Genomic DNA, 24,976 nt, shown 5'->3' on the forward strand with positions numbered 1-24,976 from the left:
ATGCGCGCGCTCTGCTGGAACGGGGTGAACGATCTCCGCGTCGAGACGGTGCCGGATCCGCGGATCCTGGCCCCCCATGACGCCATCGTCCGCGTCCGCATGTCCTCGGTCTGCGGCTCCGATCTGCACCTCATCGACGGGTATGTCCCCACGATGAAGAGAGGGGATATCCTGGGGCACGAGTTCGTCGGCGAGGTCGTCGACGTCGGCCCTGACGTGAGCACGTTGAAGGTGGGCGATCGCGTCGTCGTCTGCTCGATCGTCGGCTGCGGGCGCTGCTTTTACTGCGAGCACGAGCTCTGGTCGCTCTGCGACAACTCGAACCCGAGCCACGCCCTCCTCGACAAGGCGTTTGGCTCCACGACCGCCGCGATCTTCGGATATAGCCACGCCTTTGGCGGCATCGCCGGCAGCCACGCCGAGTATGTCCGCGTCCCGTTCGCCGACCAGGGCGCCTTCAAGGTGCCCGAAGGAGTCCCGGACGAGCGCGCGGTGTTCGCGGCCGACGCCTTGCCGACAGGCTACATGGCCGCGGACATGTGCGGGATCCGCCCCGGGGACGTGATCGCGATCTGGGGCGCCGGCGCGGTGGGACAGATGGCGATCCTCAGCGCTTACCTGCTCGGCGCGGAGCGGGTGATCGCGATCGATCGGTTCCCCGAGCGCCTCCGGATGGCCAGGGAGCGCGCCGGCGCCGAGGTGCTCAATTACGACGAGGTGGACGTCCGCGAGGCGCTCCGCGACATGACGGCGGGCCGCGGGCCCGACGCGTGCATCGACGCGGTCGGCATGGAGGCGCACGGCCACGGCCTGGAGTACGCGTACGACCGCGCGAAGCAGGCGATGCGGCTCGAGACCGACCGCCCGATCGCGCTGCGCCAGGCGATCATGGCGTGTCGCAAGGGGGGCACGGTGTCCATCGTGGGGGTTTACGGCGGGCTCATCGACAAGTTCCCCATGGGCGCGGCCATGAACAAGGGGCTGGTCTTCCGGATGGGACAGCAGCACGGGCAGCGCTACATCCCGCGCTTGCTCGAGCACATCGCGCGCGGCGAGATCGATCCCTCGTTCCTCGCGACCCACCGGATGAGCCTCGAGGACGCGCCCCGCGGATATCAGCTCTTCAAGAAGAAGCAGGACGGCTGCGTGCGCGCCGTCTTCACGCCGGCGCCCGCGGCGAGCGCCTGAGCCGGCGCCGCAGATCCTCGAGCGCCCGCCGCGACCGCCTGCGCTGCAAGCGCTCTGGCGGGGCGTTATCGGCCGAGCTCAACGTGGCGCCGGAATGCCGGGGCGGATCGCCCGGCGCGGCGCGGCGCGGCGCCACGCTGAGCTTGCCTTTCTGCCCTGGGGCGCTACCCCCTCCTGGAAGGCAAGGGCGCGTGAACACGGCAGAGGTCGAGATGAGCTCGCGAAACCATCTCCTCGGTTCCATTGCAGGGAGCGGCGCCGTCGCCGTGCGCGGGGCGGCAGAGGTGCTGTTCGCGGCAGCGGGCAAGCGGCTCCTCGACGAGGGCACGCGGGAGGGGTTGCGGCGCGCGATGGTCCACAACGCCACGGCGGTCGTGGACACGCTCGCGCCCGGGCTCGCGATGGGCGCGCAGACGACGGCGAAGAGCATCGTCGACCAGGGCGGAAAGCAGGCGGGCGCGCAGATCGCGCAGGAGGCTGCGCGGCAGGCGGGCCAGGCGGCGCTCGCCGGAGCCGCTCCGGAGGGCGCGAGGGCGCTCGCGCGCGAGGCGATGAAGACCGCGGGCCGAGAGGTGCTGAAGGGCGCGGGCAAGGCGGCCGGCATCGGGTTCCTCGTCGACGGCGCCTTCGGCACGTACGAGGGAATCACGGCCTACCAGCGCGGCGAGATGACCAGGAAGGAGGCGATCGCGCACGCGGCCCAGGAGGCCTCGACCGGCGCGGTGGCCACCGGCGCCGGCGTGCTGCTCGCGGCGGGCCTCGTCGCGATGACGGGCGGCGCGGCGGCGCCGCTCGTGTTCGCGGTGGGCGCTGGCGGGGCGATCGGCACGAAACAGATCCTGCGGCGGCTCATCGGCCGTGCGTCGTCGAAGATCCTCGTCCGTGCCGTTCCCGCCGGAGTCCAGCCGGGGTGACGCCGCGACGGCGGTGAGCTCTCCGGCGACGTGCTCGGCTCAGCTCGTTCTGGACGCGCAGACTCGACTCGTTCTGAGCCGGATCGCGCGGCGCGCGGCGCCGCGCGCCGCTCAGAACGGCGGCGGCTCCGGCTCGCCGACCGGCAGCGGCCCTGGCTCCGGCGCGTGCTCCGGCTCGGCCGGCGCGGGCGACGCCCCCGGCTCGGCCGGCGCGGGCGACGCCCCCGGCTCGGCCGGCAGCAGCCCCTCGCCCGACGCCGGCACCACGCCCACCAGCTCTCCCGGGGTCCCGCCGCCGGCCCCCTCCGCGCCCGCGTCCGCCTCGGGGACCGGCGCCTCCTCGGACGGCTCGGTCCCGGCGACGAACACCTCCTCGATCGCGTCCTCCTGCCCCTCGCGCGCGAGCAGGCCCGTCTGCGGATCGATCTTCACGCGCACGACGCCGTTCGGCACCGGGAAATCGGCCGCCGGGCGCTCCGCGTGCGCCTGCTTCATGAAATCCACGAACGCCGGCAGCGCCGCCGTGGCCCCCGCCTCGCCTCTGCCGAGCGGCGCCGCGTCGTCGTAGCCCGTCCACACCGCGCAGGCGATGTCCGTCGAGTAGCCGACGAACCACGCGTCCTTCGCCTGGTTCGTCGTCCCCGTCTTGCCGGCGATCGGCCGCCCGAGCGAGCGCGCCGCCTTGGCGGTCCCGCGCTGCACGACGGACGTCAGCAGGCTCGTGAGCACGTAGGCCTCCGGCTCCTCCATCACGCGGTGGGCGGGGGGCCGCGGCGGGAGCGGGATCTCCGCGCCGTCGGGGCCCACGATCTTCGTGATCAGGACGGGCTGCTCGTGAACGCCGCCCGCGGCGATGCTCGCGTACGCGGCCGCCATCTCGCGCGGCGTGACCTCGTAGGCGCCGAGCGCGAGCGACAGGTCCGCGCCGAGCTTCGACTGGATGCCGAGCGCGCTGGCGAAGGCGACGACGTTCGACGCGCCGACGCGCGACAGCGCCGACACCGCGGCGACGTTCACGCTGTGCGCCACCGCCTCGCGCAGCCGCGCCGGCGATTTCCCCTCGCGCTCGTCGTGGTTCTGCGGCTTGTACCCGTCGATGGCCTGGGGGTTGGTGTCGAGGATCGTCGCCGGCGTCAGCGTGCGCGCGTGGATCCCGTACCCGTAGACGAGCGCCTTGAACGTCGACCCCGGCTGCCGCCGCGCGAACGTCGCGCGGTCGAGCCCGCCGCGCACCGCCTCGTAGCTGCCGACGAGGGCGACGATCTCGCGCGTCCGCACGTCGATGGCGACGAGCGCCCCCTCGGGCCCGAGCTCGAGCCGCAGCGGCACCGGCGCCTCGGGCTTCGCCGACGCGGCGCGCCTCGCCTCGCCGGCGTCCTCGTCGTCCTCCTCGCCGGGGGAGGGCGCGTCGGCGGCCGGCTCCGGCGGGGGGCGGATCATGCTGACGCGCACCACCTTGTCCACGTCGGCGAACTTGCTCGGCGCGAGCCCCTTCGGGTTGTACCGCTGCGCGCCGCGGAGCGCGACCGCGCCGTCCAGCGTGCCGACGCGCACCGAGAGCGTCCCGCGGGCGTCGTCCGCGCCCGTGACGACGCCGCGGAAGACCTTGTGGCCGGAGGGCGTCCCCTCGAACGGCGGCGGCTCCTTCCTGCCCTTCGCGAGCGGCCCGAGCAGCTTGTGCCGCTTCGCGTACGCGTCGAGGTTCTTGCGGACGGCCGCGCGCGCCGCCGCCTGGAGCGCCGGATCGATCGTGGTCGTGATCGTGTAGCCGCCCTGCTGCGCGGCGGGCCCGACGAGCCTTCGCAGGACGCGCTGCGCCTCGGCGACCGCCTCGGGCGCGAGCTCCGCGAGCGACTCGGTCTCGATGGCGAGCACCACCGGCTCCCGCTTCGCCTGCTCGACCTGGATCTCGTCGGCGAAGCCCTTCTTGAGCATCTGATCGAGCACGAACGCCCGCCGCGCCGTCGCGCGCTCGAGGTTCACCCGCGGCGAGTACCTGGGCCCCTTCACGACGGCGGCGAGCATCGCCGCCTCGGCGAGCGTCACGTCGCGCACGCTCTTGCCGAAGTAGTAGCGGCTCGCCTCCTCGACGCCGTAGCGGCCGTGACCGAAGTAGATCTTGTTGAGGTAGAGCTCCAGGATCTCGTCCTTCGTGAGCTCCTGCTCGATCCTCCTGGCCAGGATGGCCTCGCGCATCTTGCGGTCGAACGTCCGGTCCGGCGTGAGCAGGACGTTCTTGATGACCTGCTGCGTGATCGTGCTCGCCCCCTGCCGGGTCTTCGTCGAGCGGAGGTTCACCGCGAGCGCGCGGAGCATGCCGAGGTAGTTGAGCCCCGCGTGCTCGTAGAAGCCCGCGTCCTCGGCGGCGAGCGCGGCGAGCTTCATCTGGCTCGGGATCTCCTCGAGGCGCACCACGGTGCGCCGCTCCGTGAAGATCTCGCCGAGGCGCGTCCCGTCGCGCGCGAGGATGCGCGTCACCTGCGGGGGCCGGTAGTTCTTGAGCTCGTGGGTCGAGGGGAGATCGGCCTCGTAGTGCCGGATGACGAGCACGACCGTGGCGGCGGCGAGGGCGAGGAGCGCCGCGAGCGCGATGCCGACGCGCTTCGCCCAGGTCGCGACCCGGGCGCCCTTGCCCTGCGCGGGCATGCCGTCCGGCGGCGGCGGCGGCGGCGGCGGCGGCGGCGCGCTCGCGAGCCGCGGCGCGCTCCCCGCCCGCGGCGGCGCGCTCTCGAACCGCGGCGCGCTCCCCGCCCGCGGCGGCGCGCTCTCGAACCGCGGCGCGCTCCCCGCCCGCGGCGGCGCGCTCCCCAGCGCGGGCTGGCTCGCGCCCCTCGCCGGGCTGGATTGCCGCGCCGGTCGCTCGGTCTGCGCGTACGGCAGCTCATCCGCCCCGCACGGCAGCTCGGCTTCCGCGCGCGGCGGTCCGGCCTCCCCGGCCGGATCGTTGTCGTTTCCTCCAGGATTGCCTGATTGCTCCGAGGCCATGATGCCGTCCCCGTGAACGCTCGTGCATGCGACGCGCATCCAGAGCGCCCGGCGCGCCGGAGCGGCGACGCTAGCACGCCCGCGGCGGCTCGCCTCGATGCGGCGGCGCCTCCGACGGCGATCAGCCCTGGAGCAGCCGCATGGCCACGATGGTGATCAGGACGCCCGCGATCAGGCACCCCGCCGCGATGGCGACGAGCAGCAGCGGCTTCGCCTCCGCCTTCGCCGGCGCCTTCGCGAGGGGAGGCGGCGCGGGCGCCGGCTTGACGGGCGCCGGCTTGACGAGCGACGCCGGCGGCGCCTGGTCCATCTTCACCGTCTTCGCCGGCGACTTGAACGGAGACGACGCGGCCGCCTTGCTCGCCTGGAGGGCGGCGGCGTGCTGCTTCGCCGCCTGCTCGAGCACCGCGTTCGCGTTCTTCGGCATCATCGCCGTGTAGCCCTTGCCCGCACCCCCGGCGAACGGCTTGAGCGCGTCGGCGAACGCGGCCGCGGTCTCGAACCGGTCCTCGGGCCGCTTCTCGAGCGCCTTGGCGAGCACCGCCCCGAGCCCCGGCGGGAAGTGCTTCCCCTCGACGCGCTCATCGAGCGGGATCGGCGACCTGGTCACGTGGTGCTGGATGTACTCCATGGGCGTCCGCGCCTCGAACGGCAGCTTGCCCGTGAGCACCTCGTAGAGGATGGTCGCGAGCGAGTAGATGTCGCTGCGCGCGTCGAGCACCTTGCCCTGCGCCTGCTCGGGCGACATGAACTCCGGCGTCCCGAAGACCATGCCCTCCTGCGTGAGCATCACCGACCCCGGCCTGAGCTCGCGCTCCGTCACCTTCGCGAGGCCGAAGTCGAGCACCTTCGGGTAGTCCTTCAGCCCGCCGTTGGTCGACAGGAAGATGTTCTCGGGCTTGAGATCGCGGTGCACGATCCCCTGCATGTGCGCTTCCTGCAGCGCGCCGCAGACCTGGATGAGGACGGGGATCGCGCGCTCGACCGGCAGCGGCCCCTCCTTGCGGACCACCTGGTTCAGGTTCTTGCCCTCCAGGTACTCCATGATGATGTACAGCGAGCCGTCATCGAGCGCGCCGTAGAGGTACACCTTCACGGTGTTCGGGTGCGTGAGGTGGCTCATCGCCCGCGCCTCGCGGCGGAAGCGCGAGACGAGGTCTTTTCGGTTGGCGAGCTTGGGGTGGAGGATCTTCACCGCCACCATCCGGTTGGGATCCGTCTGCAAGGCCTTGTAGACCGACCCCATGCCACCTGAGCCGATCTTCTGGAGGATCTTGAACTGCCCTTCGAGCAGATCTCGACCGATGTTCGGGTCCGGACCGGCAGCCATGCGTGGAGCCGGAAAATACCACGTAACTCACCCGTATCGTCTATGACCGAAGCAGCCGACGCATCGGATCCCGCCGTGACCACCAGGAAGACCGCAAAAATGCACGATGCCGCGGAGGGGGCCGAGGCGCTCACCAGCCCGCTCCTCGCCGCCTCCGGCTTCTCCCACGCCTTCTTCACCCGGCGCGGCGGGGTGAGCGCCCCTCCGTGGGACACGCTGAGCTTCGCCGCCTCCGTCGGCGACGACCCCGCCGCGGTCCGAGAGAACCTGGAGCGCGCCGCGCGGCGCCTCGGGATCCCGGCGGCGCGGATCTATTTCCTCAGCCAGGTCCACGGCGTCGCGTCGCGGGCGCTCCAGGGCGACGAGGATCGCGACGCCGTGGTCCACGAGGTCGGCGACATCACGCTGTCGGGCACGCCCGGCGTCGGGTGCGCCGTCCGCAGCGCCGACTGCGCCCCGGTCTTCCTGGCCGATCGCCGGAGCGGCGCGGTCGCCGCGGCCCACAGCGGCTGGCGCGGCACCGTCCTCCGGGTCGTCGTCGAGGCGGCCCGCGCGCTCAGGTCGCTCGCCGGCCCCGGCGCGGAGCTCATCGCGGCGATCGGCCCGCACATCGAGGCCTGCTGCTTCGAGGTCGGCGACGACGTCGCCGCCGAGCTCTCCGCGTGCTCCGGCGCCGGCGAGGCCGCCGTCCTTCGCGGCGCGCCCGGCGCGCGCCCGCGCGTCGACCTCCGGCGCATCCTCAAGGCCCAGCTCGCCGAGGCCGGCCTCGACGCCGCGTCGGTGGATGACGTCCGGGGGTGCACAGCGTGCGACCCCGCCCGCTTCTTCTCGTACCGGCGAGACGGACAGCGGAGCGGCCGGCTGCTCTCGGCGATCGTCGCCGGCCGTACCGCCATCGGCTAGAACGTTCTCATGGTCTCGCTCGCGCGCGACTCGTCGCCGATCGTCCTCGCCATGGTGGGCCTCCCTGCGCGGGGCAAGACCTCCATCGCCCGCAAGATCGCGCGGTACCTCTCGTGGCTCGGCCACCCCACGCGGCTCTTCAACGTCGGCAACTACCGCCGGGCGCACCTCGGCACCGCGCAGCCGCACCAGTTCTTCGATCCCGACAACACCGAGGGCCGGAAGGCGCTGCTCGGCATGGCGATGACGGCGCTCGACGACCTCATCGGCTGGCTCAGCTCCGGCGGCGAGGTGGCGATCTACGACGCCACGAACAGCACCCGCGCCCGCCGCAACCTCGTCATGGAGCGCTGCAAGGAGCACGGCTTCCCGGTCGTCTTCATCGAGTCGATCTGCAACGACGAGTCGATCATCGAGACCAACGTCCGCGAGACGAAGCTCCGCTCGCCGGACTACCAGGGGGTCGACCCGGAGGAGGCGCTGCGCGATTTCCGCGCGCGCATCGCGCACTACGCGCGCGCGTACGAGCCGCTCGGCGAGCCCGAGAAGAGCTACATCAAGATCATCGACGTCGGGCGCCAGGTCGTGCTGAACCGCATCCACGGCTACCTGCCGGCGCGGCTCGTCCCGCTCCTGATGAACATGCACCTCACGCCGCACCCGATCTGGCTCACCCGCCACGGCGAGAGCGTGTTCAACGAGAAGGGCCTGCTCGGCGGCGACTCGGACCTCAGCGCGCTCGGCGAGGAGTACGCGAGGAACCTCGCCGGCTTCATCCGCGAGCGGGCCGGCGACGAGAACGTCAGCGTCTGGACGAGCACCCTGCGCCGCACGATCCAGACCGCGCGCCCGATCACGCAGAGCCACGTCGCCTGGCGCGCCCTCGACGAGATCGACGCGGGCGTCTGCGAGGGCATGACCTACGAGCAGATCCGCCAGCAGATGCCCGAGGTCTTCCACGCGCGCGCGGCCGACAAGTTCCGCTACCGCTACCCGCGCGGCGAGTCGTACGAGGACGTCATCCAGCGGCTCGATCCGCTGATCATCCAGCTCGAGCGGCAGCGCTCGCCGGTGCTCGTGATCGGCCACCAGGCGGTGCTGCGCGCGCTGTACGCGTACCTCGTCGACCGCCCGGCGCCCTCGTGCCCGACGCTGTCGATCCCGCTGCACACCGTCATCGAGCTCACCCCGACGGCGTACGCGTGCGAGGAGCGCCGCTTCCAGCTCGCGCCCCCGGTCCAGGGCGGCGACTCGAGCATCTCGCACCCGTGAGCGCCGCGGCGCGGCGGAGCAGCGTTCAGCGGTCCCGGCTGATCAGCTTGCGGAGGAGCTCCAGCGGGTGGAACGGCAGCATCGCGGCCATCTCGCTGTCGGTCCCGGCCCGCTCGAGCACCGCCCGCACCGCGGGCGCCACGATCCCCATGGGATCGATCCGCTCGGCGATCGCGCGGAGGGCGCTGAGCGCCGCGCGCCCCGCGTCGATCCCGAGCGGGATGGCGAGGGCGGCCGGCACCGGCGCGAGGATCACGTCCCGCACGGCCACGGCCCGCGCCCAGGCGCCCGGCCGCGGATCGACCTCGAGCTGCCGGATGGTCTCCGCCTCGGCGAAGCAGCCCAGCGACAGCTCCCCTGCCCGCTCCTCGATGGCGCGCGACAGGTGCCGGTAGTCGCGGCGCCAGTCGCCGGCGAGCAGCCCCATGTCCTTGCGCACCTCGTCCGGCCCGAGGATCAGGTTGATCCCGCGCGCGTCGCGGCGGAGCGCGACGCTCGTCCAGAGCTCCCCGCCCTCGAACAGGCCGATCACCATCGTCTTGCCGACCCCGGCGAGCGAGTCCAGCGTGCCCCGCACGACGCCCTGCGACGGGATCGGCACGCCGCGCAGCCGCGCCGGCCAGAGCTCGATCTTGCCTGCGAGGTGCTCCTCGCGCGCGAGCTGCAGCAAGAGGAGCGACTGGGCGATGAGGTCGTCGCCGCGCCGCACCCGCGCCCCGAAGCGCTCCATGATGGCCTCGAGGGTGCCCGCCTCGATCACCGCGGCCCAGCTCGCGTGGTGGCGCGCGGCGAGCTCCTCCGCGGAGAGCGGGGAGGCGCGCTGCGCGTCGTCGATCCGGAGCCGGCCGGCGTCCGTGTGCACGAGCTTCTTCAGCTTGCCGCCCGCGTGGACCGCGACGACGCCGCCGCGCGTCCTGTCGGTGTCACGCTCGTCGCCGCCCGCGCGCCGGGGCCGGAACAGCGACAGCACGCGGACCCAGTCGGTGGCGGTGAACCCCTCGAAGCGAACGTCGGGCGACAGCACGGGGCCGAGCCTACCCCTGGCGCGCGCCGCGCGCGAGCGCCAGCCCAGCCCGCGGCCGCCCCCCGCCTAGGCTCCCCACCAGAGCATCTCGTGCACCTGCGCTTCGCCGCCGACGGACACGATCACCCGGACCTTCTCGCCTTCGACCTGGACCACGTGGGCGGGGAAGCTGTCGGCCGGGTAGTACGCGGATTTCACGAAGCCGCTCGCGTCGAGCCAGAACAGGTGCACCCCGTCCGCGGTCGCCCCGTGCATGAGGAGCATCCGCCCGCCGCCGAGCAGCGCGAACTCCAGGCTCTTGAAGGCCATCTCCTCGAAGCGCTCCGGCGACGGGAAGTCCTCGCCCACGCTCCTGAGCTCCGGGAGGTGCGCCCGGAGGTGCTTGTAGAGCGTGTCGTAACGCACCTTGGCGAGCCGCGGGATCCTCCGGTCGCCCGCGGCGAGGATCGGGAGGCGCTCCGCGTCGAACGTCGGCACCTCCACGTGGGTGCGGTAGCGGTCCGCGAGCCTCCCCCGGCCGATCTCCTCGTCGCTGAGCGCCTTGAGCCACCACTGGAAGATCGCGAGGTCGCCCGTCCCCGCCCTCGACTCCAGCCGGACCAGGGACTCCCAGAGCGGCCTCCGGACCTGCCACCGCCCGCCGTGGTTCTTGACCACGCACGCCCCGACGTAGAGCGCCCCGTGGGTCACGAGGGTGACGAGCATGGGCGGCTCTCCCGCGCGCCCCGCCTGCGGCGCGCCGGGGGGGGCCCCTGCGGGCGAGAGCCAGGCGTCACGCCGCGCGCGCGTCAGCGCCGCCCCCAGCCGGTGGACCGAGGCGTCGGAGCGGTCGAGGTCGAGGTCGGGCAGGTCGAACGCCCCCGGCGCGAGCCGGGCGAACACCGCCGCCGCGTCCTCGATCCGGGCGAGGATCGACGGGTTTCCGGCGGGGTTCGCGTCCGTGGCGCGCGCGGCCGCGAGGTCGGCGAGCGCGTCGGGGGGGTAGTGCGGCGCGAAGAAGCGCTCGAAGAGCTTCGCGGCCGTGAGCGGTTCGGCGGTCATGGCAGAGCACCCGCGCCCGGCGCGGTTCAGAACATCTTCTTGCGCTTCGACGAGCTCAGGATGCCGAGCATCTCGCGGTACTTCGCCACGGTGCGGCGGGCGATCTTGATGCCGTCCGTCTCCTCGAGGATCTTCACGATCGCCTGGTCGCTGTACGGGTTCGTCTTGTCCTCGGCCAGGATGATCTTCTTGATCGCCTGCTTGACGCTCTCCGAGGCGATGTCCTCGTCAGCCACCCTGTGGATCGATGAGTTGAAGAAGTATTTGAGCTCGAAGAGCCCCTGCGGGGTATGCACGTACTTGTTCGACGTCACCCGGGAGATGGTCGACTCGTGCATGCCGACGGCCTCGGCCACGTCCCTGAGGATCATGGGCTTCAGGTAGCCCACGCCGCGCTCCAGGAACTCGCGCTGCTTCTCGACGATGCACTCGGTCACCTTGATGATGGTGCGCCGCCGCTGCTCGATCGCCCGGATCAGCCACTGCGCGCTCCGGAGCTTCTCGCTGATGAACTCCTTCGCCTTCGGATCCTTGAGCATCCGCTGGGCGAGGTTCTCGTTGATGTAGAGCCGCTGCAGCCCCTTGTCGTTGTCGGTGACGACGAACTGGCTGCCGTCCTTGATGACGTAGACGTCCGGGGTGATCGCGATGGTCTTCTCGTCGACCTCGGCGAAGTTGCGCGCCGGGACGCTCTCCAGCTTCTGGATCTCCTGGACCGCGTCGTAGACGTCCTCCAGCGAGATCTTCAGCGCCTTCGCGATCGCGCCGAAGTTCCGCCGCTCCACGTTGTGGAGGTGCTCCTTGATGATCGTCATCTCGATCTCGTCGAAGCCGAGCACCTCCGCCTGCACCCGCAGGCACTCCGACAGGTCGCGCGCCGCGACCCCGACCGGGTCGAAGCGCTGGATCATGGCCAGGACCTCCTCGGCGTCCTCGGGGTGCAGCTCCGCCTCCCGCGCCAGGTCCGCGATGCTGAGGTCGGGGTTCCTCGTCCCGTCGGGACGCTCCCCGCCCTTGAGGTCGAGGTATCCCTTCTCGTCGAGGTTGCCGATGACGAGCAGCGCGAACTGCCGCTCGTTCTCGACGAAATCGCTCATCTGAAGCTGCCAGAGCAGGTGATCGCGCAGGTTGGACGGCTTCGTCAGGTTCTGGTCGATCGGCGGCAGCTCCTCGAAGCCGCCCCGGTGCGCGGGCATTGCCTGCTGGAGCTGGCGATTCTCCAGAAATTGCTCCCAGTCCACCTCCTTGACCCGCTTTTCCGTCTCGCGCGCCGCGATGTCGGTGTCGCGGTCGAACCGCTCGCCGTTCTCTAGCCGCTGCTCGGTCGGCAGGTCGGCGTTCCTCCCCCGCTGGTCGCTCTTGTCCCCGTCGCGCGACTTCGGGTCGGTCATGTCGTCCGCGAGGACCGGGTTGCCGTCCAGCTCCTTCCTGATCTCGTCGACCAGCTCGAGCCGCGAGAGCTGCAGCAGCCGGATGGCCTGCACCAGCTGCGGGGTCATCACAAGCTGCTGGGACAGCTTGAACTGGAGCTTCATCTCCATGCCCATGAGGAGCTCCTTCTCTCAGTTCGCCGCCTGCGCCACCCGCCGAAGGGGGGCCAGGGCATTGCGCGAGGTTCGTGCCATCGAGTGGTTCATTGGTGGCCTCACCCCCAACGTAGCATCGAACCGGGCCGCGGCCCGGGTCTTGCTTTCACGTCTCTACCAAAAAATGGCCCAGGGTCTGCAACCCGGACCGCTGAACGCACAACCAGATCCTGAACCACCGCTGGATTTTTTCGTTTTCCTGGGGAGCGCCGCCCGCAACCGTTTGGATTGGCCCCCGCCGGTGGATCGTTGCACTATCGACGGCCGATCGGGAGGCTTGAAATCCCGAAAGGTTGGGCGAAGGCGCGATGGATCGGCCGAAAGTGCGCGGACCTACGCTTGGGATCGAGGAGGGGCGCGGCGGTCCCTCGCTGGACGCGGTGAAGGAGCGGATCCTGTCCCGCTCACCCCTGGCCCAGCTGGCGGGGCCCAGCCGGCGCGCGCTGCTCGATCTCGGCAGCTTCGAGCGGCTCGTGCGGAGGCAGCGCCTCGTCCAGCAGGGCGCGCCGCCGAGGCACCTGGTCCTCCTCGGGGCGGGCCGGGTCAAGGTCGAGCGGGCGGCGGACGGTCGGGTCATCCCGCTCGGGCACCGCGGGCCCGGTGACCTCGTGGGCGAGACCGCCCTCGCGGGCGAGTCGGTCGCGTCCGAGAGCGCGACCGTGCTCGACGAGGGGGACGCGCTGCTCGTGCCGCTCGCGGGCCTCGGGCGGCTCCTCGCCGGGGACGCAGCGGTCCGCGCCGCGCTCGCGGCCGCGCTCGTGGCGCGCAAGCTCGAGACGGAGGCGCGCCTCGGCGCGTTGCTCCTGCGCACCGTCGAGGCGCGCCTCGTGGACTTCCTCCGGGCCGCCGCCCGGCGATGGGGGCAGCCGCACGCCGCCGGCCAGCTCGTGATGGCCCCCTTCACTCACGCCGACATCGCCGAGCTCATCGGCTCGACCCGCGAGACGGTCACCCTGCTGCTCGGCAAGTTGAAGCGCTCCGGGGTGCTCGCGTTCGAGCGGCGGCGGATCGTCATCCGGGATGGCGAGCACCTCGCGGGACGCGCCGCGGCGACCTGAGCGTCCGCCCGGAGGGGCCGCGCCGCACCCTGTGCTGGAACCGGACGACGGTGCCGCGTGGACCGACCGCGGCGCCGCGCACATCGACGCCGGGGCCGCCGCGCCCCTCGCCCGGAAGGAGCACCGCCTCGAGCGCGGTCCCGCCAGCGACGTGCACGCTCCGCTCGACCGCCCCTTCGCGCTCGATGGGATCGAGATCACTCCGGACCAGCCGCAGCCGGGGAAAGATCCCGGACCGCGTGGACGGCCGGGGGCTTTGCTCGGCGAAGATCGTGCTGAGCAGCCGACCGAAGGCGTACGGCTTCAGCAGGACCTCGCTCACCTCGTCGGCGCCGCTCAACGAGATCGGCTCGTCGGCGCAGAGGACGATCCGCCGAGGCATGGTGCCCTCGCGCCGCAGCCGGCCCAGGAGCTCCCGGGCGACCTCGGTCCCGGGGCCGAGGTCGATGAGCGCGACGTCGTAGACGCGCTGAAGAGAGAGAGAAATCGCTTCCTCCAGCGTCGCGGCCGAGCTGACGATCGCGCCGCGGTTGCAGAGGAGGAGCGCCGTGGCCCTCCGGAGGACATGGTCCTGATCGAGGAGGAGAACGTTCGGTTGGTATGTCATCGGGGTTCCCTGCGGCTTGCAGTCGAGGAGCGCCGCATCGACGAGGACGGCCACGGGCGCGCGCCCCGTCGTTCAGCGGCAGCATCCGCGTCCGCGGACGGTGCCCCCTTCGCAACGCACGTGCCGACGGCGCGGCCCCCCCCGCGCCCGACGCGCGCAGGCCGCGGGTTTCCGGCCCAACGCCGCCCTTTCGAGCGGCGCCGCCGCGCCGCCACCCACGGAGCCCTCGACCCCGCGCTGTGCCCATTTCGCGCTCCTTCCGCAGGGCTCTCCGCCCCGACGACGACGAAGCCCCCGAGCTGTCGGCTCGCCCACCGCGCCGCCGCCCGCCGGTGCGCGGTTCGTGCGCACGGACCAGCCCAGGTTTGCCGCACCGCCAGGGCGGTGGCATCCACCGATGCGCCGACGGTTCCAGGCTCGCCCCGGGTGGTGGTCGCGTCTGGGGGGCTCACCTCCGGGGCTTGCGCTCCGGCGGGTAGTTTTTGTGGCCTGCCTGCACTGCAGCCCCTCCGGTGAACACCCAGACGCGACCAGCACCCGCCCCGGCCCCCGCCCCACGTCCGGGCCGCTCGAGGAATGCCGCCGTGACGCGCTAGACGCATCGCGTCGGGGTCATTTTCCAGCTTGATGAGGCTGGCGTGGGGTGCCACAAGCGTCCGCGCGCACGAGTGGCGGAATTGGTATACGCACCGGTTTTAGGTTCCGGCGCCGTGAGGCTTGGGGGTTCGAGTCCCCCCTCGTGCACCACGGCTTGAATCCTCTGGAGGACTCGCGCCGCTGCTCCCCTCGCTCGGGCAGCTCGCCCAAGGCGCAGGGCGCGCGGGGCCGTGGCAGCGTGGGCGCGCGCGCCGGCGTCCGGCCTGCGGGGCCTCGAGCGGCTCGCCCCTCGCCCGAGGGGCGGCCGCCGTCGACGGCGCGTGGTCCGGTCGCGGTCCGGTAATTGCGCGGCGCCCGCGGCGCGACTACGTTCGCGTTCCTCGACCGGACCCTGTCCTCTTCCCTGACCGCCGCGGAGCCAAGGCACGTAAAGATGTTCACCTGGGCGATGAAGAAGATTTTCGGCACCTCTCACGAGCGTGCCATCCGCCGTCTGCGACCCCGGGTGGAGGCGATCGGCAGGATGGAGCCAGAGCTGCAGAAGCTCTCGGACGCCGAGCTTCGGGCCAAGACGGCGGAGTTCAAGGAGAAGCTCGACAACGGCGCGACGCTGGACGACATCCTGATCCCGGCGTTCGCGGTCTGCCGCGAGGCGTCGAGGCGCGCGCTCCGGATGCGCCATTACGACGTGCAGCTCATCGGCGGCATGGTGCTCCACAACGGGTGCATCGCCGAGATGCGCACCGGCGAGGGCAAGACCCTCGTGGCCACGCTCCCCTGCTACCTGAACGCCCTCGAGGGCAAGGGCGTCCACGTCGTCACGGTGAACGACTACCTGGCGCGGCGCGACGCCGAGTGGATGGGCAAGCTCTACGGCTTCCTCGGCCTCTCGACGGGCGTGGTCGTCAACCAGCAGGGCGACGCGGAGAAGCGCCGCGCGTACCGCTGCGACATCACGTACGGCCAGAACAACGAGTTCGGCTTCGATTACCTGCGCGACAACATGAAGTTCTCGGCGCTCGAGTACGCGCAGCGCCCGCTCCACTACGCGATCGTCGACGAGGTCGACTCCATCCTCATCGACGAGGCGCGGACTCCGCTCATCATCAGCGGGCAGGGCGAGCGATCGAGCGACAAGTACCGCACGATCAACGAGATCATCCCCCAGCTCCGGAACGAGGAGCACTTCGCCGTGGACGAGAAGGCGCACTCGGTGACGCTGACCGACGAGGGGGTCGAGACGGCGGAGCGGCTGCTCGCGGCGCTCAAGGTGCTCAAGGGGACGAACCTCTATGACCCCGTGAACCTCGAGACGCTGCACATCCTGAACCAGTGCTTGCGCGCGCACACGCTGTACAAGCGCGACGTCAACTACATGGTGCGCGAGGGCAAGGTGCTCATCATCGATGAGTTCACCGGCCGCGTCCTCGCCGGCCGCCGCTGGTCGGACGGCCTGCACCAGGCGGTCGAGGCGAAGGAGAACGTCCGGATCCAGGAGGAGAGCCGGACGATGGCGACCATCACCTTCCAGAACCTGTTCCGGCTCTACAAGAAGCTCTCCGGGATGACCGGCACCGCGGACACGGAAGCCGCGGAGTTCCACAGCACGTACAAGCTCGACGTCGTCATCATCCCCACGAACAAGCCGATCCTCCGCGTCGACTACGAGGATCTCGTCTACAAGACCGAGAAGGAGAAGTTCACCGCGGTCATCAACGAGATCCTCGAGAAGCACGAGCTCGGCCAGCCGATCCTGGTGGGCACGACGAGCGTCGAGAAGAGCACCGCGATCAGCCGGATCCTGACGAAGCGGGGCGTGAAGCACCACGTGCTGAACGCGAAGCACCACGAGAACGAGGCCTACGTGGTCGCGCAGGCGGGCCGCAAGGGGGCCATCACGGTGTCGACCAACATGGCCGGCCGCGGTACGGACATCATCCTGGGCGGCAACCCGGAGATGCTCGCGAAGCTCCGGTTCAAGGAGCAGAACCGCCTCCCCGAGGCGGAGCCGGAGGCGTTCGACGCCCTCGTCGAGGAGCTCAAGGAGCAGTGCACCGCGGAGGGCGACGAGGTGCGCGAGCTCGGCGGGCTCTACATCCTGGGCACCGAGCGGCACGAGTCGCGCCGCATCGACAACCAGCTCCGCGGCCGCGCCGGCCGCCAGGGCGACCCCGGGATGTCGAAGTTCTTCCTGTCCCTCGAGGACGACCTCATGCGCATCTTCGCCGGGGATCGGGTGAAGAACCTGATGGAGCGGATGGGCATGCCCGACGACGAGCCCATCGAGCACCCGTGGGTGACCAAGAGCGTCGAGAACGCGCAGAAGAAGGTCGAGGAGCGCAACTTCGACATCCGCAAGAACCTGCTCGAGTACGACGACGTGATGAGCGCGCAGCGCAGGACGATCTACGACATGCGCCAGGCGCTGCTCGTCGGCCGGTACGAGCCCGAGATCCTCGACGAGGAGGGAAAGCCGACGGGCGAGAAGCGTGCCATCAAGCCGCTCCCGTCCATCGTCGAGCTGGTCCGCCCGGACGTCGGGTACCTGCTCGGGATGTTCGCGAACGACCCGGTGATGCCGCTCGACGCGGACGGCAACCGCCGCGAGATCGAGCGAAAGGACTTCGAGGAGACCGAGCGGTTCGTCGAGCTCGAGAACCTGCAGCGCGAGATCTACACGCGCTGGGGCGTGAAGGTGGAGCTCGAGTCGCGCGCCGACAAGGTCCTCGAGATCTACGACGAGTGCGCCGAGCTCGTGCCCCAGGCGCTCACCGAGCAGCGGGAGCGGCTGCTCGATCTGATGGACCGGATCATCGGCGCGATGGTCGAGGAGTCGTGCCCTCCGCGCAAGCCGCCGGAGGACTGGGACTGGGGCGGCATCTTCCAGGGCTTCCGCGAGCATTTCGGGGTCGAGCTGCCGGACGACATCGCGCACATCGGCGACCAGGAGACGCTGGCGCGCGAGCTCTACGATCGCGCGGAGAAGGCGTTCGAGAAGCGCGAGGAGGAAATCGGGGTCGAGCTGTCGCTCCGCATCTTCCGCCACCTCTACCTGGAGGAGCTCGACAAGGCCTGGGTCGATCACCTGACCGACATGGACCACCTGCGCGACGGCATCGGCCTGCGCGGCTACGGGCAGAAGGACCCGAAGCAGGAGTACAAGAAGGAGGGCTACAACATGTTCGTCAACATGGTGGCCCGCGTCTCCTCCAACGTGCTCACGAAGTTCTTCAGCGTGAACGTCCGTCGCGCCGAGCAGGAAGAGGAGCAGATCGAGGCGGCCGACCGGGAGCGTCACGCAGCGGCGCTGCTGGACGCGGTCGCGCAGCACGAGGAGTCCCTCCCGCTCGGCGCGGCCCCCGCCGCGGCGCTCGCGCCCCCGCCGGCGGTCCTGCAGGATCAGGAGTGCCCCTGCGGCAGCGGCAAGCCGTTCAACAAGTGCCACGGCGCCGAGGACGAGGCGACGGCGGTCTGAGCCCGCCCTCGCACCCGCTCGCCCGGCGGGCGACGACGCTCCCTCCGAGACCTCGCGAGGCCCTTGCTCCTGCGCCTGACCCCAGCATGAACACCCTCGGAGGGCCGGGCCACCGGCGCGGGAGGGCAGCACCATGAAGATCTTCATCGACTCGGGGGACATCGCGGAAATCAGGGAAGCGCAGTCGATGGGGGTCATCGACGGCGTGACCACGAACCCGTCGCTCCTCGCCAAGGGCGGCAGGCCGACGCGGCAGGTCATCGCGGAGATCTGCGAGCTGGTCGATGGCCCCGTTTCGGCCGAGGTGGTGGCGGTCGAGAAGGACGCGATCCTGTGCGAGGGGCGCGAGCTCGCGAGGATCCACCCGAACGTGGTGGTCAAGGTCCCGCTCATCGACGAGGGGCTCAAGGCGGTCCGGGTCTTCGCCGCCGAGGGCATCAAGACGAACGTGACCCTCTGCTTCTCGGCGGCCCAGGCGCTCCTCGCGGCCAAGGCCGGGGCCACGTACATCTCGCCGTTCGTCGGGCGGGTCGATGACGCGGCGGGGGACGGGATGGATCTCGTCCTGCAGGTCGTGACCATCTACCGGAACTACGGCTTCCCCACGCAGGTGCTCACCGCGAGCGTGCGGCACCCCGTCCACTTCGTGCAGGCCGCCATGATCGGCTCGCACGCGGCAACGCTGCCGCTCAAGGTCATCAAGCAGCTGACCAGGCACCCGCTGACCGACACCGGGCTCGCGCAGTTCCTGGCCGACGCCAAGAAAATTCCCCAGCAGGCCTAGCAGACACGTGACCGGTAAGCGCAAGGACAGCTCTGGGATGACGCACCGCGGGAACCGCCTGACGGCCCCCGCGGTCGTCTCGATCACCACACAAGGTGGGCCGTTCCGGGGAGTGTCCGCGGCGGCCGTGCGCCGCCGCGCAAGCAAGATGCTCGCCCACCTCGCGCTGGAGGGCGTCGAGCTCTCCGTGGCCCTGGTGAACGATCCCGCCATCCATGAGCTGAACCGCACCTACCGGCGCAAGGACAAGCCGACCGACGTGCTCGCCTTTCCGATGAGCGACCAGAACGGAGCCGGCTCGCGCAAGCGCGGCCGGCGAGGTCCTGTCGATCCATCGGCGTGGCACGGCCTGCTCGGCGACGTGATCGTGTCGATCGACACGGCCGCGCGGCAGGCCGCCGAGCGTGACCGTCCGTTGCTCGATGAGATCACGATGCTGCTCGGGCACGGCTTGCTCCACCTCCTCGGCTACGACCACAAGACCGACGCGGAAGAGCGGGAGATGACGGCCTTGACCCGGGAGCTCGAGGTCGCCGCCGCATCACGGGGCAGCAGCCCTACTGGATTTGGGTCGCAGCGCGGCGACGCGAGACCGAAGAAGACGAGGGCGCCATGACTTATCGCTTGCGAGGCGAAACCTCGCTTGTTAAACGGACGCCCCCTTTCGACTTGGAGGAAACATGCCCGGTTCGAACAAGCTGACCAAGGCGCAGATGATCGTCGGTCTTGCCGAGGCCACCAACCTCGACAAGAAGTCCGTGGCCAGCGTGCTCGATGCGCTCAGCGAGCTGGTAAAGAAAGAGCTCGGTCCGGATGGACCGGGCGAGGTCACGGTTCCGGGCCTCGTGAAGATCAAGGCGAAGGAGATCCCGGCCACGCAGGACCGGGAGGGCATCAATCCGTTCACGAAACAGCCGATGACCATCAAGGGCAAGCCGGCGAGCCGCAAGCTCCGCGCTGCACCCGTCAAGGCGCTCAAGGACGGCTGAGCGGCGGGTCGCCGGCCGGAGCGCGCGTGGCCGCATCCGGCGGCGCCGTCTCCGGCCCTGCGGTGAGCGGGCGAGCCTCCTCGCTGGCGTTTGCATCCGGCGAAGCTTTCGCCGAGGAGCATCGCGCGCGGATCGCACACGCGGCGATCGCCAGGACGAGCAGCGACGCCATCGGGACATCGCCCAGCCGGGTGTAGAGCGTCAGGGGCGTGTCCCTGACCGCCGGGCTCGCGAAGGCCACCTCCGGCGCCGCGCTCTCGGCGCGAACGCGCACGACGCCGCGCGCGTCGATCCACGACGTGACGCCCAGGTTCACGGCGCGCACCAGATCGCGGCGCAGCTCGATGGCCCGCATGGTCGCGAGCCGCGCATGTAGCTCAGGCTCGGCGCTGCCGGTGAACCAGGCGTCATTCGTGATGTTGACGAGCAGGTTCGGGGCGAGCGCCCCGGTGATCTGCCGCCCCACCCCGGTGAGCGTGTCCTCGTAGCAGTTGAGCACGCCGATCCGGAGCGCTGGCCCCTGCTCCCGGGGGAGCGTGAGGGCGCGGGGCTCCGCGCCCGGGATGAGACCACCGCTCTTCTGGAAGATGCGCCGCAGCCAGGGCAGGTAGGCCCCGCCCGGGACCGTCTCGCCGAACCAGAGCAGCTGCAGCTTGTCCTGCGTCGGCTGCATGCTCCCGTCGGGGAGCACGAGGGTCGCGGAGTTGTAGCTGTTCCGCTCCTCCACGCCGTCAGCGGCCCGCACGGGCGACGCCTGGGTGATCAGCCCGAGGAGGATCGGCCCGCGGACGCCGGGCCCGAGGACGGCCCGACGGCCGCGCGGCGCCCGCCGGGCGTCGTGCGAGAGCGGGTACGGATACGCCGCCTCCGGCCAGAGGGTGAGCTCGGCGCCGCCGGCCTCGGCCTCCCGGGTGAGCTCGTGCAGGGTCCGCAGGATCCGCGGGTGATTCTTCGCCCGCCAGCGCTCGTGCGGCCCGACGGCCTGGTTGACGAGCGCGACGCGCGCCGTCGGCAGGCCCGCGCTGGCGCGCTCCACGGCGGCCATCCGCAGCGCGCCGTGCGCCGCGAGCAACCCGAACAGCGCCACCCCCGCGAGCGCCGGAGCGACGACCGCGCGGGTCCGGCGGGAGCGCGCCGAGCGCACGATCTGCGCGGACGCGCGCGAAAGCGGGCGCCCACCGGGCTGCTTGCCGGAGGCCGCGAGCCCCGCGCGGGCGAGCAGGGCCGCGCCCACGGCGAACAGCACGGAGACGCCCCGCTCGCCGATGAGGTCACCGAGCTGGACGAGCGCTGGCCAGGGGCTGAGGAGCCCGGCCGGCGTCCACGCGAAGACGGTCGGGATCGCCACGGCGACGAGCACGCCGGTCCCGAAGGCGAGCTCGAGCGGGGCGCGCGCGCGCCGGAGGAGCGCGCTCGTGATGGCACCACAGGCAGCCCAGACCAGCGACTGGGCGGCCGCGAGCAGCACCAGGGCCAGGTACGAGGCCGCCGAGCCGAGCGACGTGAAGCGCTGGATGACCTCCGGAACGAAGCGCAGGCCCACGATGCCGGCCGCCGTTCCCCAGGCGGCGCCGCGCCCGAAGGCCCGCGCGACGGTCGGGGCGTCGTGGATCGCAGCCGCCAGCAGGGCGAGGCCAGCGATGGCGGCGGGATAGAGATCGGTGGGCGGGGCCGTGAGGGCAAACGTCGCGCCGCCGAGGACGGAGAGGAGCAGCGGGGTGCCGCTGCGGAGCGCGCGCATGGTCGAGGCCTGGTACACGAAGCGGCGTTATACCGCCTGGAGCCGGGGCCGGACCGCGGAGGCAGGCTCCACGGGAGACGAACCGGTGACCCCGGGGCCGGTCAAGGCGAACAGGAGGCTACGACGAGCCGCTCACCAGTAAACGCTGAGCCCACCGCGGAAGAGCCCACCGCCCGAGGTGTCGGTGGTGCGGCCGGTCTCGGGATCCCTGAATTCGGGAATGACGCCGTCGTCCGTGCGACCGCGCACGAAGCCGATCGCGTCGATGTTCAGGGCGAGACGGCGGGAGAGCCGGAACTCGAGGCCGATGCCTCCGTGCGCGCCGAAGTAGTCGTACTCGGTGTTCGGAACGAACTCTTCGGCGCCGGCCGCCGCGCCGCTCCAGGACTGCTCGACGTCGGCATGCGCGAGGTGCAGGCCGCCCGTGAAGTAGAACTGCGTGCGGCTGCGCGGGTTGACGAACAGGATCCCGCTCAGCGAGAGCGGCACCTCGGTCCGGTCGTGGCCGTTGTAGTCGGTGCCCGCGAGGAAGTCGGCGCCGAGGTCGAGCGCGAACGCGGGGACGGGCCGGTAGCGGAGGCTGATCCCGACGCCGCCCATGCCGGCGTCCTCGGCTCCGCCGTGCTCTCGCCCCATCATGAGGCCCTCCATGCGGAAGTTGACGCCCCACTGGCGCCGCCAGCGCCGCTTCGGCGGCGGAGGCGGCACGGGCGGGGTCACGCCGCGGACAATCACGCGGGGCGGCGGCGCAGCCCCAGGCGCCACGACGATGACCTGCGGCGGCGGGCCCGACGGCGAGGTCTGGTAGACGACCACCGGCGGCGGCGCCGGCCGGGTGGCTCGCTTCGGGGGCGGCGGCGGAGCGGGCGGCGGGGGGAGCGCCTCGACCGGCGCATCGTCGGGGGCGGCGGCGGCGGGCGGCGGCTCCCCGGCGGGATCGCGAGGCGGCTCCACTTCCTCGCAGAACCACGCGCCGGGAGGACAGTTGTCCTCCTGCGCGAGCGCGCTCATCGGCGCGGTCATCGCCACCGCAACAAGGGCATGGGTCAAGCAACGGCGCATCGGGCGACTCCTCTTCGGTGCAGGGAAGTTAGCAACCGGGATGCCATCGGCCATTTCGCTGAATTGTCGTCACCATGGCCTCGACGCACGCCGCCGTGCATCGACCGCCACGGCGCGCTGTGGCGGAAGGTTCACACGCGCGCCGTCCCGCAGGGTACTAGCTCCCGCGGCAAACGTCACGGCGCGGCCGCCTTCCTCGGCGGCCCTGCCCCCATCGAGAGCAATCGGGTTCCATCATGCCTACGGTTACGTTGAAGCAGGGTCATGTCCGGCCCGTGTGGTCGGGGCATCCCTGGGTGTTCGCTCAGGCGATCGCGCGCATCGAGGGCGGCGCGGTGGCCGGCGACGAGGTCGTGGTCACCGACCCCTACGGCAGCGTGCTCGGTCGTGGTCTCTACACCCCGCGTTCGGCCATCCCGGTGCGCATGTACACGCGCGAGGACAGGCCGATCGACGCCGCCCTGTTCCGGCACCGGATCGAGCGCGCCATCGCGCACCGCCGCGAGCTCGGGCTGCCCGCGCGGTCGCCTGGCCACGAGACCGACGCGTTCCGGCTGGTCCACGCGGAGGGCGACGGGCTCCCGGGGCTCATCGTCGACGTGTTCGGCGACGTGGTCGTCGTCCAGCTCGGAACGATCGGCGTCAAGCGGCGCGAAGGGGTGATCTTCGACGCCCTCCAGGCGGCGCTCTCGCCCCGCGCGATCGTGGACAGGACCCCGGAAACGCTCGCGAAGCTCGAGGGGTTCACCGCCGACGCCGGCGTGGTGCGCGGCGATCCCGGGCTCGATCAGCTCCGGTTCACGGAGCGGGGGCTTCGCTACGCGATCCCGCTCGCGCTCGGCCACAAGACCGGCTTCTACCTCGACCAGCGGACGCTGCGGACCCGCGTCGAGCAGCTCGCCCACAACCGGCGCGTGCTCGACGCGTTCTGCTTCGTCGGCACCTTCGCGATGGCGGCCGCCCGCGGCGGGGCGAGCGAGGTGCTCGCGATCGACGAGAGCGCGACCGCGCTCGAGGTCGGGGCGGAGTGCGCGCGGGAGAACGGGCTGCTCGACCGGATCACGTTCACGCGCAACGACGCCCGCAAGGCGCTCCACCACGCGTCGAAGCAGGGAGGGTACGACCTCGTCATCTGCGACCCTCCGAAGCTCGCAGGCACCCGCGCGGCCAAGGACGCCGCGCTCACGGCGTACCGGCGCCTCGCGACCGCGGCGTGCCGCGCCACCCGGCCCGGCGGCATCCTCGTGCTCTGCTCCTGCTCCAGCGCCGTGACGCTCGACGACCTGACCCGGGTGCTCGCGCTCGGCGCGCGCGACGCCCGCATGCACGCCGCGGTGTTCGACCGGCACTTCCAGGGAGGGGACCACCCCGTCCCCGCCGCCTTCCCCGAGGGGCTCTACCTGAAGAGCCTCATCGCGCGCATCGAGGCGCTCTGATCCACCCATGCAACCGCTCTCTCGGCTGACGCCTGACGCAGCACGCGCCCTCGCGGGCGTGATCTTCGACCTCGATGACACCGTGCTGGATCACGGCGCGCTCACCGAGGCCGCATACGGAGCGCTGTTCCGTCTCCGCGAGACGGGGCTCGCGCTGATCGCCTGCACCGGCCGCCCGGCCGGCTGGGGCGAGGTGATCCAGCGACAGTGGCCGATCGACGCGACCCTCGCCGAGAACGGGGCCATCGCGCTGGTGCGCGAGGAGGCCGGCCCCATCGCCGGCCCTCGCCCGGGGCCCGCGTCGAGCGCCGGCGCAGGCCGCGTCGTCCGGCTCGACGCGCTGGATCGCGACGCGCGGCGGGCCAGCCGGGCCGAGCTCGTCGCGCTCGCCGATGACATGGTGCGTCGTTTTCCGGCGGCGGCGCTCGCAGACGACAACGACCAGCGGGTGACCGATGTCACGATCGACATCGGCGAGCACCGCCAGGTGCCTCCAGAGGACGTGGCGCAGATCCGCGCCGAGCTGCGCGAGCGGGGGGTGAGGACGCTGCTGTCGAGCGTCCACCTCCACCTCACCCGCGACCCCTCGGACAAGGCCACGGGCGTCGTGCGCCTGCTCTCGACGCGGTTCGGGGAGGATCCGACCCGGGCGCGCCACCGCTACGCCTTCGTGGGGGACAGCGGCAACGATGGCGTCGCCTTCGCTGCCTTTGCGTGGACCTTCGGGGTGGCCAACGTGCGCGCCCACCTCGGCAAGCTGTCGGTGCCCCCGCGGTTCGTGGCCTCCCACCCCATGGGCCGCGGGTTCGCGGAGATCGCCCGCCAGATCGTTGAATTGCGGAAGAATGCGCCGGAGCCGTCATCGCCCTCTGCGCTGCGATCCGCCCCACACCTTTCGCAGGTATCCTAGCCGCGGCACGCACTGGCGGCATAGGATCTGGCTTTCGGGAGGCGAATACCTCCCAACCCTTTACAGGGGCGCGG

The 24,976-nt window shown here is 71.6% G+C and carries 19 protein-coding genes and 1 tRNA gene; 12 read left to right on the forward strand and 8 right to left on the reverse strand.

Annotation, left to right across the window (positions count from 1 at the left end):
* Positions 1-1,188, forward strand: a complete 1,188-nt coding sequence (locus WMF31_RS36370; RefSeq protein ID WP_436606346.1) for a zinc-dependent alcohol dehydrogenase — start codon at positions 1-3, stop codon at positions 1,186-1,188.
* 191 nt (positions 1,189-1,379) lie between these two features.
* Positions 1,380-2,102 carry a hypothetical protein gene (locus WMF31_RS36375; RefSeq protein WP_436606347.1) on the forward strand — a complete coding sequence of 241 codons (723 nt, stop codon included), beginning with the start codon at positions 1,380-1,382 and terminating at the stop codon, positions 2,100-2,102.
* Between the two features lie 111 nt (positions 2,103-2,213).
* Here WMF31_RS36375 and WMF31_RS36380 read toward each other — a convergent pair whose 3' ends face one another.
* Together WMF31_RS36380 and WMF31_RS36385 are read right to left on the reverse strand one after the other, a co-directional pair.
* Positions 2,214-5,087 (reverse strand): PBP1A family penicillin-binding protein, encoded by a 2,874-nt coding sequence (locus WMF31_RS36380; protein WP_436606348.1) that lies wholly within the window; start codon positions 5,085-5,087, stop codon positions 2,214-2,216.
* A 121-nt stretch (positions 5,088-5,208) separates the two neighbouring features.
* A complete protein-coding gene (locus WMF31_RS36385; RefSeq protein WP_436606349.1) occupies positions 5,209-6,417 on the reverse strand; it encodes a serine/threonine-protein kinase in 1,209 nt (402 codons plus the stop codon).
* A gap of 75 nt (positions 6,418-6,492) precedes the next feature.
* On the opposite strand from WMF31_RS36385, the gene pgeF reads away from it, so the two are divergent.
* On the forward strand, positions 6,493-7,320 hold the full coding sequence (gene pgeF, locus WMF31_RS36390) for a peptidoglycan editing factor PgeF (protein ID WP_436606350.1): 828 nt from the start codon (positions 6,493-6,495) through the stop codon (positions 7,318-7,320).
* A 9-nt stretch (positions 7,321-7,329) separates the two neighbouring features.
* A complete protein-coding gene (locus WMF31_RS36395; RefSeq protein ID WP_436606351.1) occupies positions 7,330-8,592 on the forward strand; it encodes a 6-phosphofructo-2-kinase/fructose-2,6-bisphosphatase in 1,263 nt (420 codons plus the stop codon).
* Between the two features lie 25 nt (positions 8,593-8,617).
* Here the strand turns inward: WMF31_RS36395 and WMF31_RS36400 are convergent, their stop codons facing one another.
* The 3 genes from WMF31_RS36400 to rpoN all read right to left on the reverse strand — a co-directional run bounded on the left by WMF31_RS36400 (position 8,618) and on the right by rpoN (position 12,204).
* Positions 8,618-9,616, reverse strand: a complete 999-nt coding sequence (locus WMF31_RS36400; RefSeq protein ID WP_436606352.1) for a hypothetical protein — start codon at positions 9,614-9,616, stop codon at positions 8,618-8,620.
* Positions 9,617-9,682: 66 nt separating this feature from the next.
* Positions 9,683-10,657 carry a hypothetical protein gene (locus WMF31_RS36405; protein ID WP_436606353.1) on the reverse strand — a complete coding sequence of 325 codons (975 nt, stop codon included), beginning with the start codon at positions 10,655-10,657 and terminating at the stop codon, positions 9,683-9,685.
* Between the two features lie 26 nt (positions 10,658-10,683).
* Entirely contained in the window at positions 10,684-12,204 is a 1,521-nt protein-coding gene (gene rpoN / locus WMF31_RS36410) for an RNA polymerase factor sigma-54 (RefSeq protein ID WP_436606354.1), read from the reverse strand.
* Positions 12,205-12,551: 347 nt separating this feature from the next.
* Between rpoN and WMF31_RS36415 the strand changes: the two genes are divergently transcribed.
* Positions 12,552-13,301: a Crp/Fnr family transcriptional regulator gene (locus WMF31_RS36415; RefSeq protein WP_436606355.1), complete on the forward strand. Its 750-nt coding sequence runs from the start codon at positions 12,552-12,554 to the stop codon at positions 13,299-13,301.
* On the opposite strand, the gene WMF31_RS36420 is transcribed toward WMF31_RS36415, so the two are convergent.
* Positions 13,255-13,908 (reverse strand): response regulator, encoded by a 654-nt coding sequence (locus WMF31_RS36420; protein WP_436606356.1) that lies wholly within the window; start codon positions 13,906-13,908, stop codon positions 13,255-13,257. The two genes, WMF31_RS36415 and WMF31_RS36420, sit on opposite strands and share 47 nt — an antisense overlap.
* A 662-nt stretch (positions 13,909-14,570) precedes the next feature.
* Here WMF31_RS36420 and WMF31_RS36425 point away from each other — a divergent pair.
* The 5 genes from WMF31_RS36425 to WMF31_RS36445 all read left to right on the forward strand — a co-directional run bounded on the left by WMF31_RS36425 (position 14,571) and on the right by WMF31_RS36445 (position 19,753).
* Positions 14,571-14,655 (forward strand) — tRNA-Leu (locus tag WMF31_RS36425).
* A gap of 283 nt (positions 14,656-14,938) precedes the next feature.
* Positions 14,939-17,980, forward strand: coding sequence for a preprotein translocase subunit SecA (secA, locus tag WMF31_RS36430; RefSeq protein WP_436606357.1), 3,042 nt, complete (start codon positions 14,939-14,941; stop codon positions 17,978-17,980).
* A 133-nt stretch (positions 17,981-18,113) separates the two neighbouring features.
* On the forward strand, positions 18,114-18,764 hold the full coding sequence (fsa, locus tag WMF31_RS36435; RefSeq protein WP_436606358.1) for a fructose-6-phosphate aldolase: 651 nt from the start codon (positions 18,114-18,116) through the stop codon (positions 18,762-18,764).
* 7 nt (positions 18,765-18,771) lie between these two features.
* The gene (ybeY, locus tag WMF31_RS36440) at positions 18,772-19,380 is read left to right on the forward strand and encodes an rRNA maturation RNase YbeY (protein ID WP_436606359.1); all 609 of its coding nucleotides are present in this window, start codon (positions 18,772-18,774) and stop codon (positions 19,378-19,380) included.
* Between the two features lie 64 nt (positions 19,381-19,444).
* The gene (locus WMF31_RS36445) at positions 19,445-19,753 is read left to right on the forward strand and encodes an HU family DNA-binding protein (protein WP_129344144.1); all 309 of its coding nucleotides are present in this window, start codon (positions 19,445-19,447) and stop codon (positions 19,751-19,753) included.
* Here WMF31_RS36445 and lnt read toward each other — a convergent pair.
* Both lnt and WMF31_RS36455 read right to left on the reverse strand, forming a co-directional pair.
* Positions 19,740-21,494 (reverse strand): apolipoprotein N-acyltransferase, encoded by a 1,755-nt coding sequence (gene lnt, locus WMF31_RS36450; protein WP_436606360.1) that lies wholly within the window; start codon positions 21,492-21,494, stop codon positions 19,740-19,742. The two genes, WMF31_RS36445 and lnt, sit on opposite strands and share 14 nt — an antisense overlap.
* Before the next feature lie 132 nt (positions 21,495-21,626).
* Complete coding sequence (locus tag WMF31_RS36455) at positions 21,627-22,556, reverse strand: hypothetical protein (protein WP_436606361.1); 930 nt, start codon at positions 22,554-22,556, stop codon at positions 21,627-21,629.
* Between the two features lie 236 nt (positions 22,557-22,792).
* Here WMF31_RS36455 and WMF31_RS36460 point away from each other — a divergent pair, with 236 nt between their 5' ends.
* Together WMF31_RS36460 and WMF31_RS36465 are read left to right on the forward strand one after the other, a co-directional pair.
* A complete protein-coding gene (locus WMF31_RS36460; RefSeq protein WP_436606362.1) occupies positions 22,793-23,992 on the forward strand; it encodes a class I SAM-dependent rRNA methyltransferase in 1,200 nt (399 codons plus the stop codon).
* Between the two features lie 7 nt (positions 23,993-23,999).
* Positions 24,000-24,902 carry an HAD hydrolase family protein gene (locus tag WMF31_RS36465; RefSeq protein WP_436606363.1) on the forward strand — a complete coding sequence of 301 codons (903 nt, stop codon included), beginning with the start codon at positions 24,000-24,002 and terminating at the stop codon, positions 24,900-24,902.
* Positions 24,903-24,976: the final 74 nt, after the last annotated feature.

The sequence above is a fragment of the Sorangium sp. So ce1036 genome (assembly GCF_051369805.1).
GTDB lineage: Bacteria > Myxococcota_A > Polyangia > Polyangiales > Polyangiaceae > Sorangium > Sorangium cellulosum_F.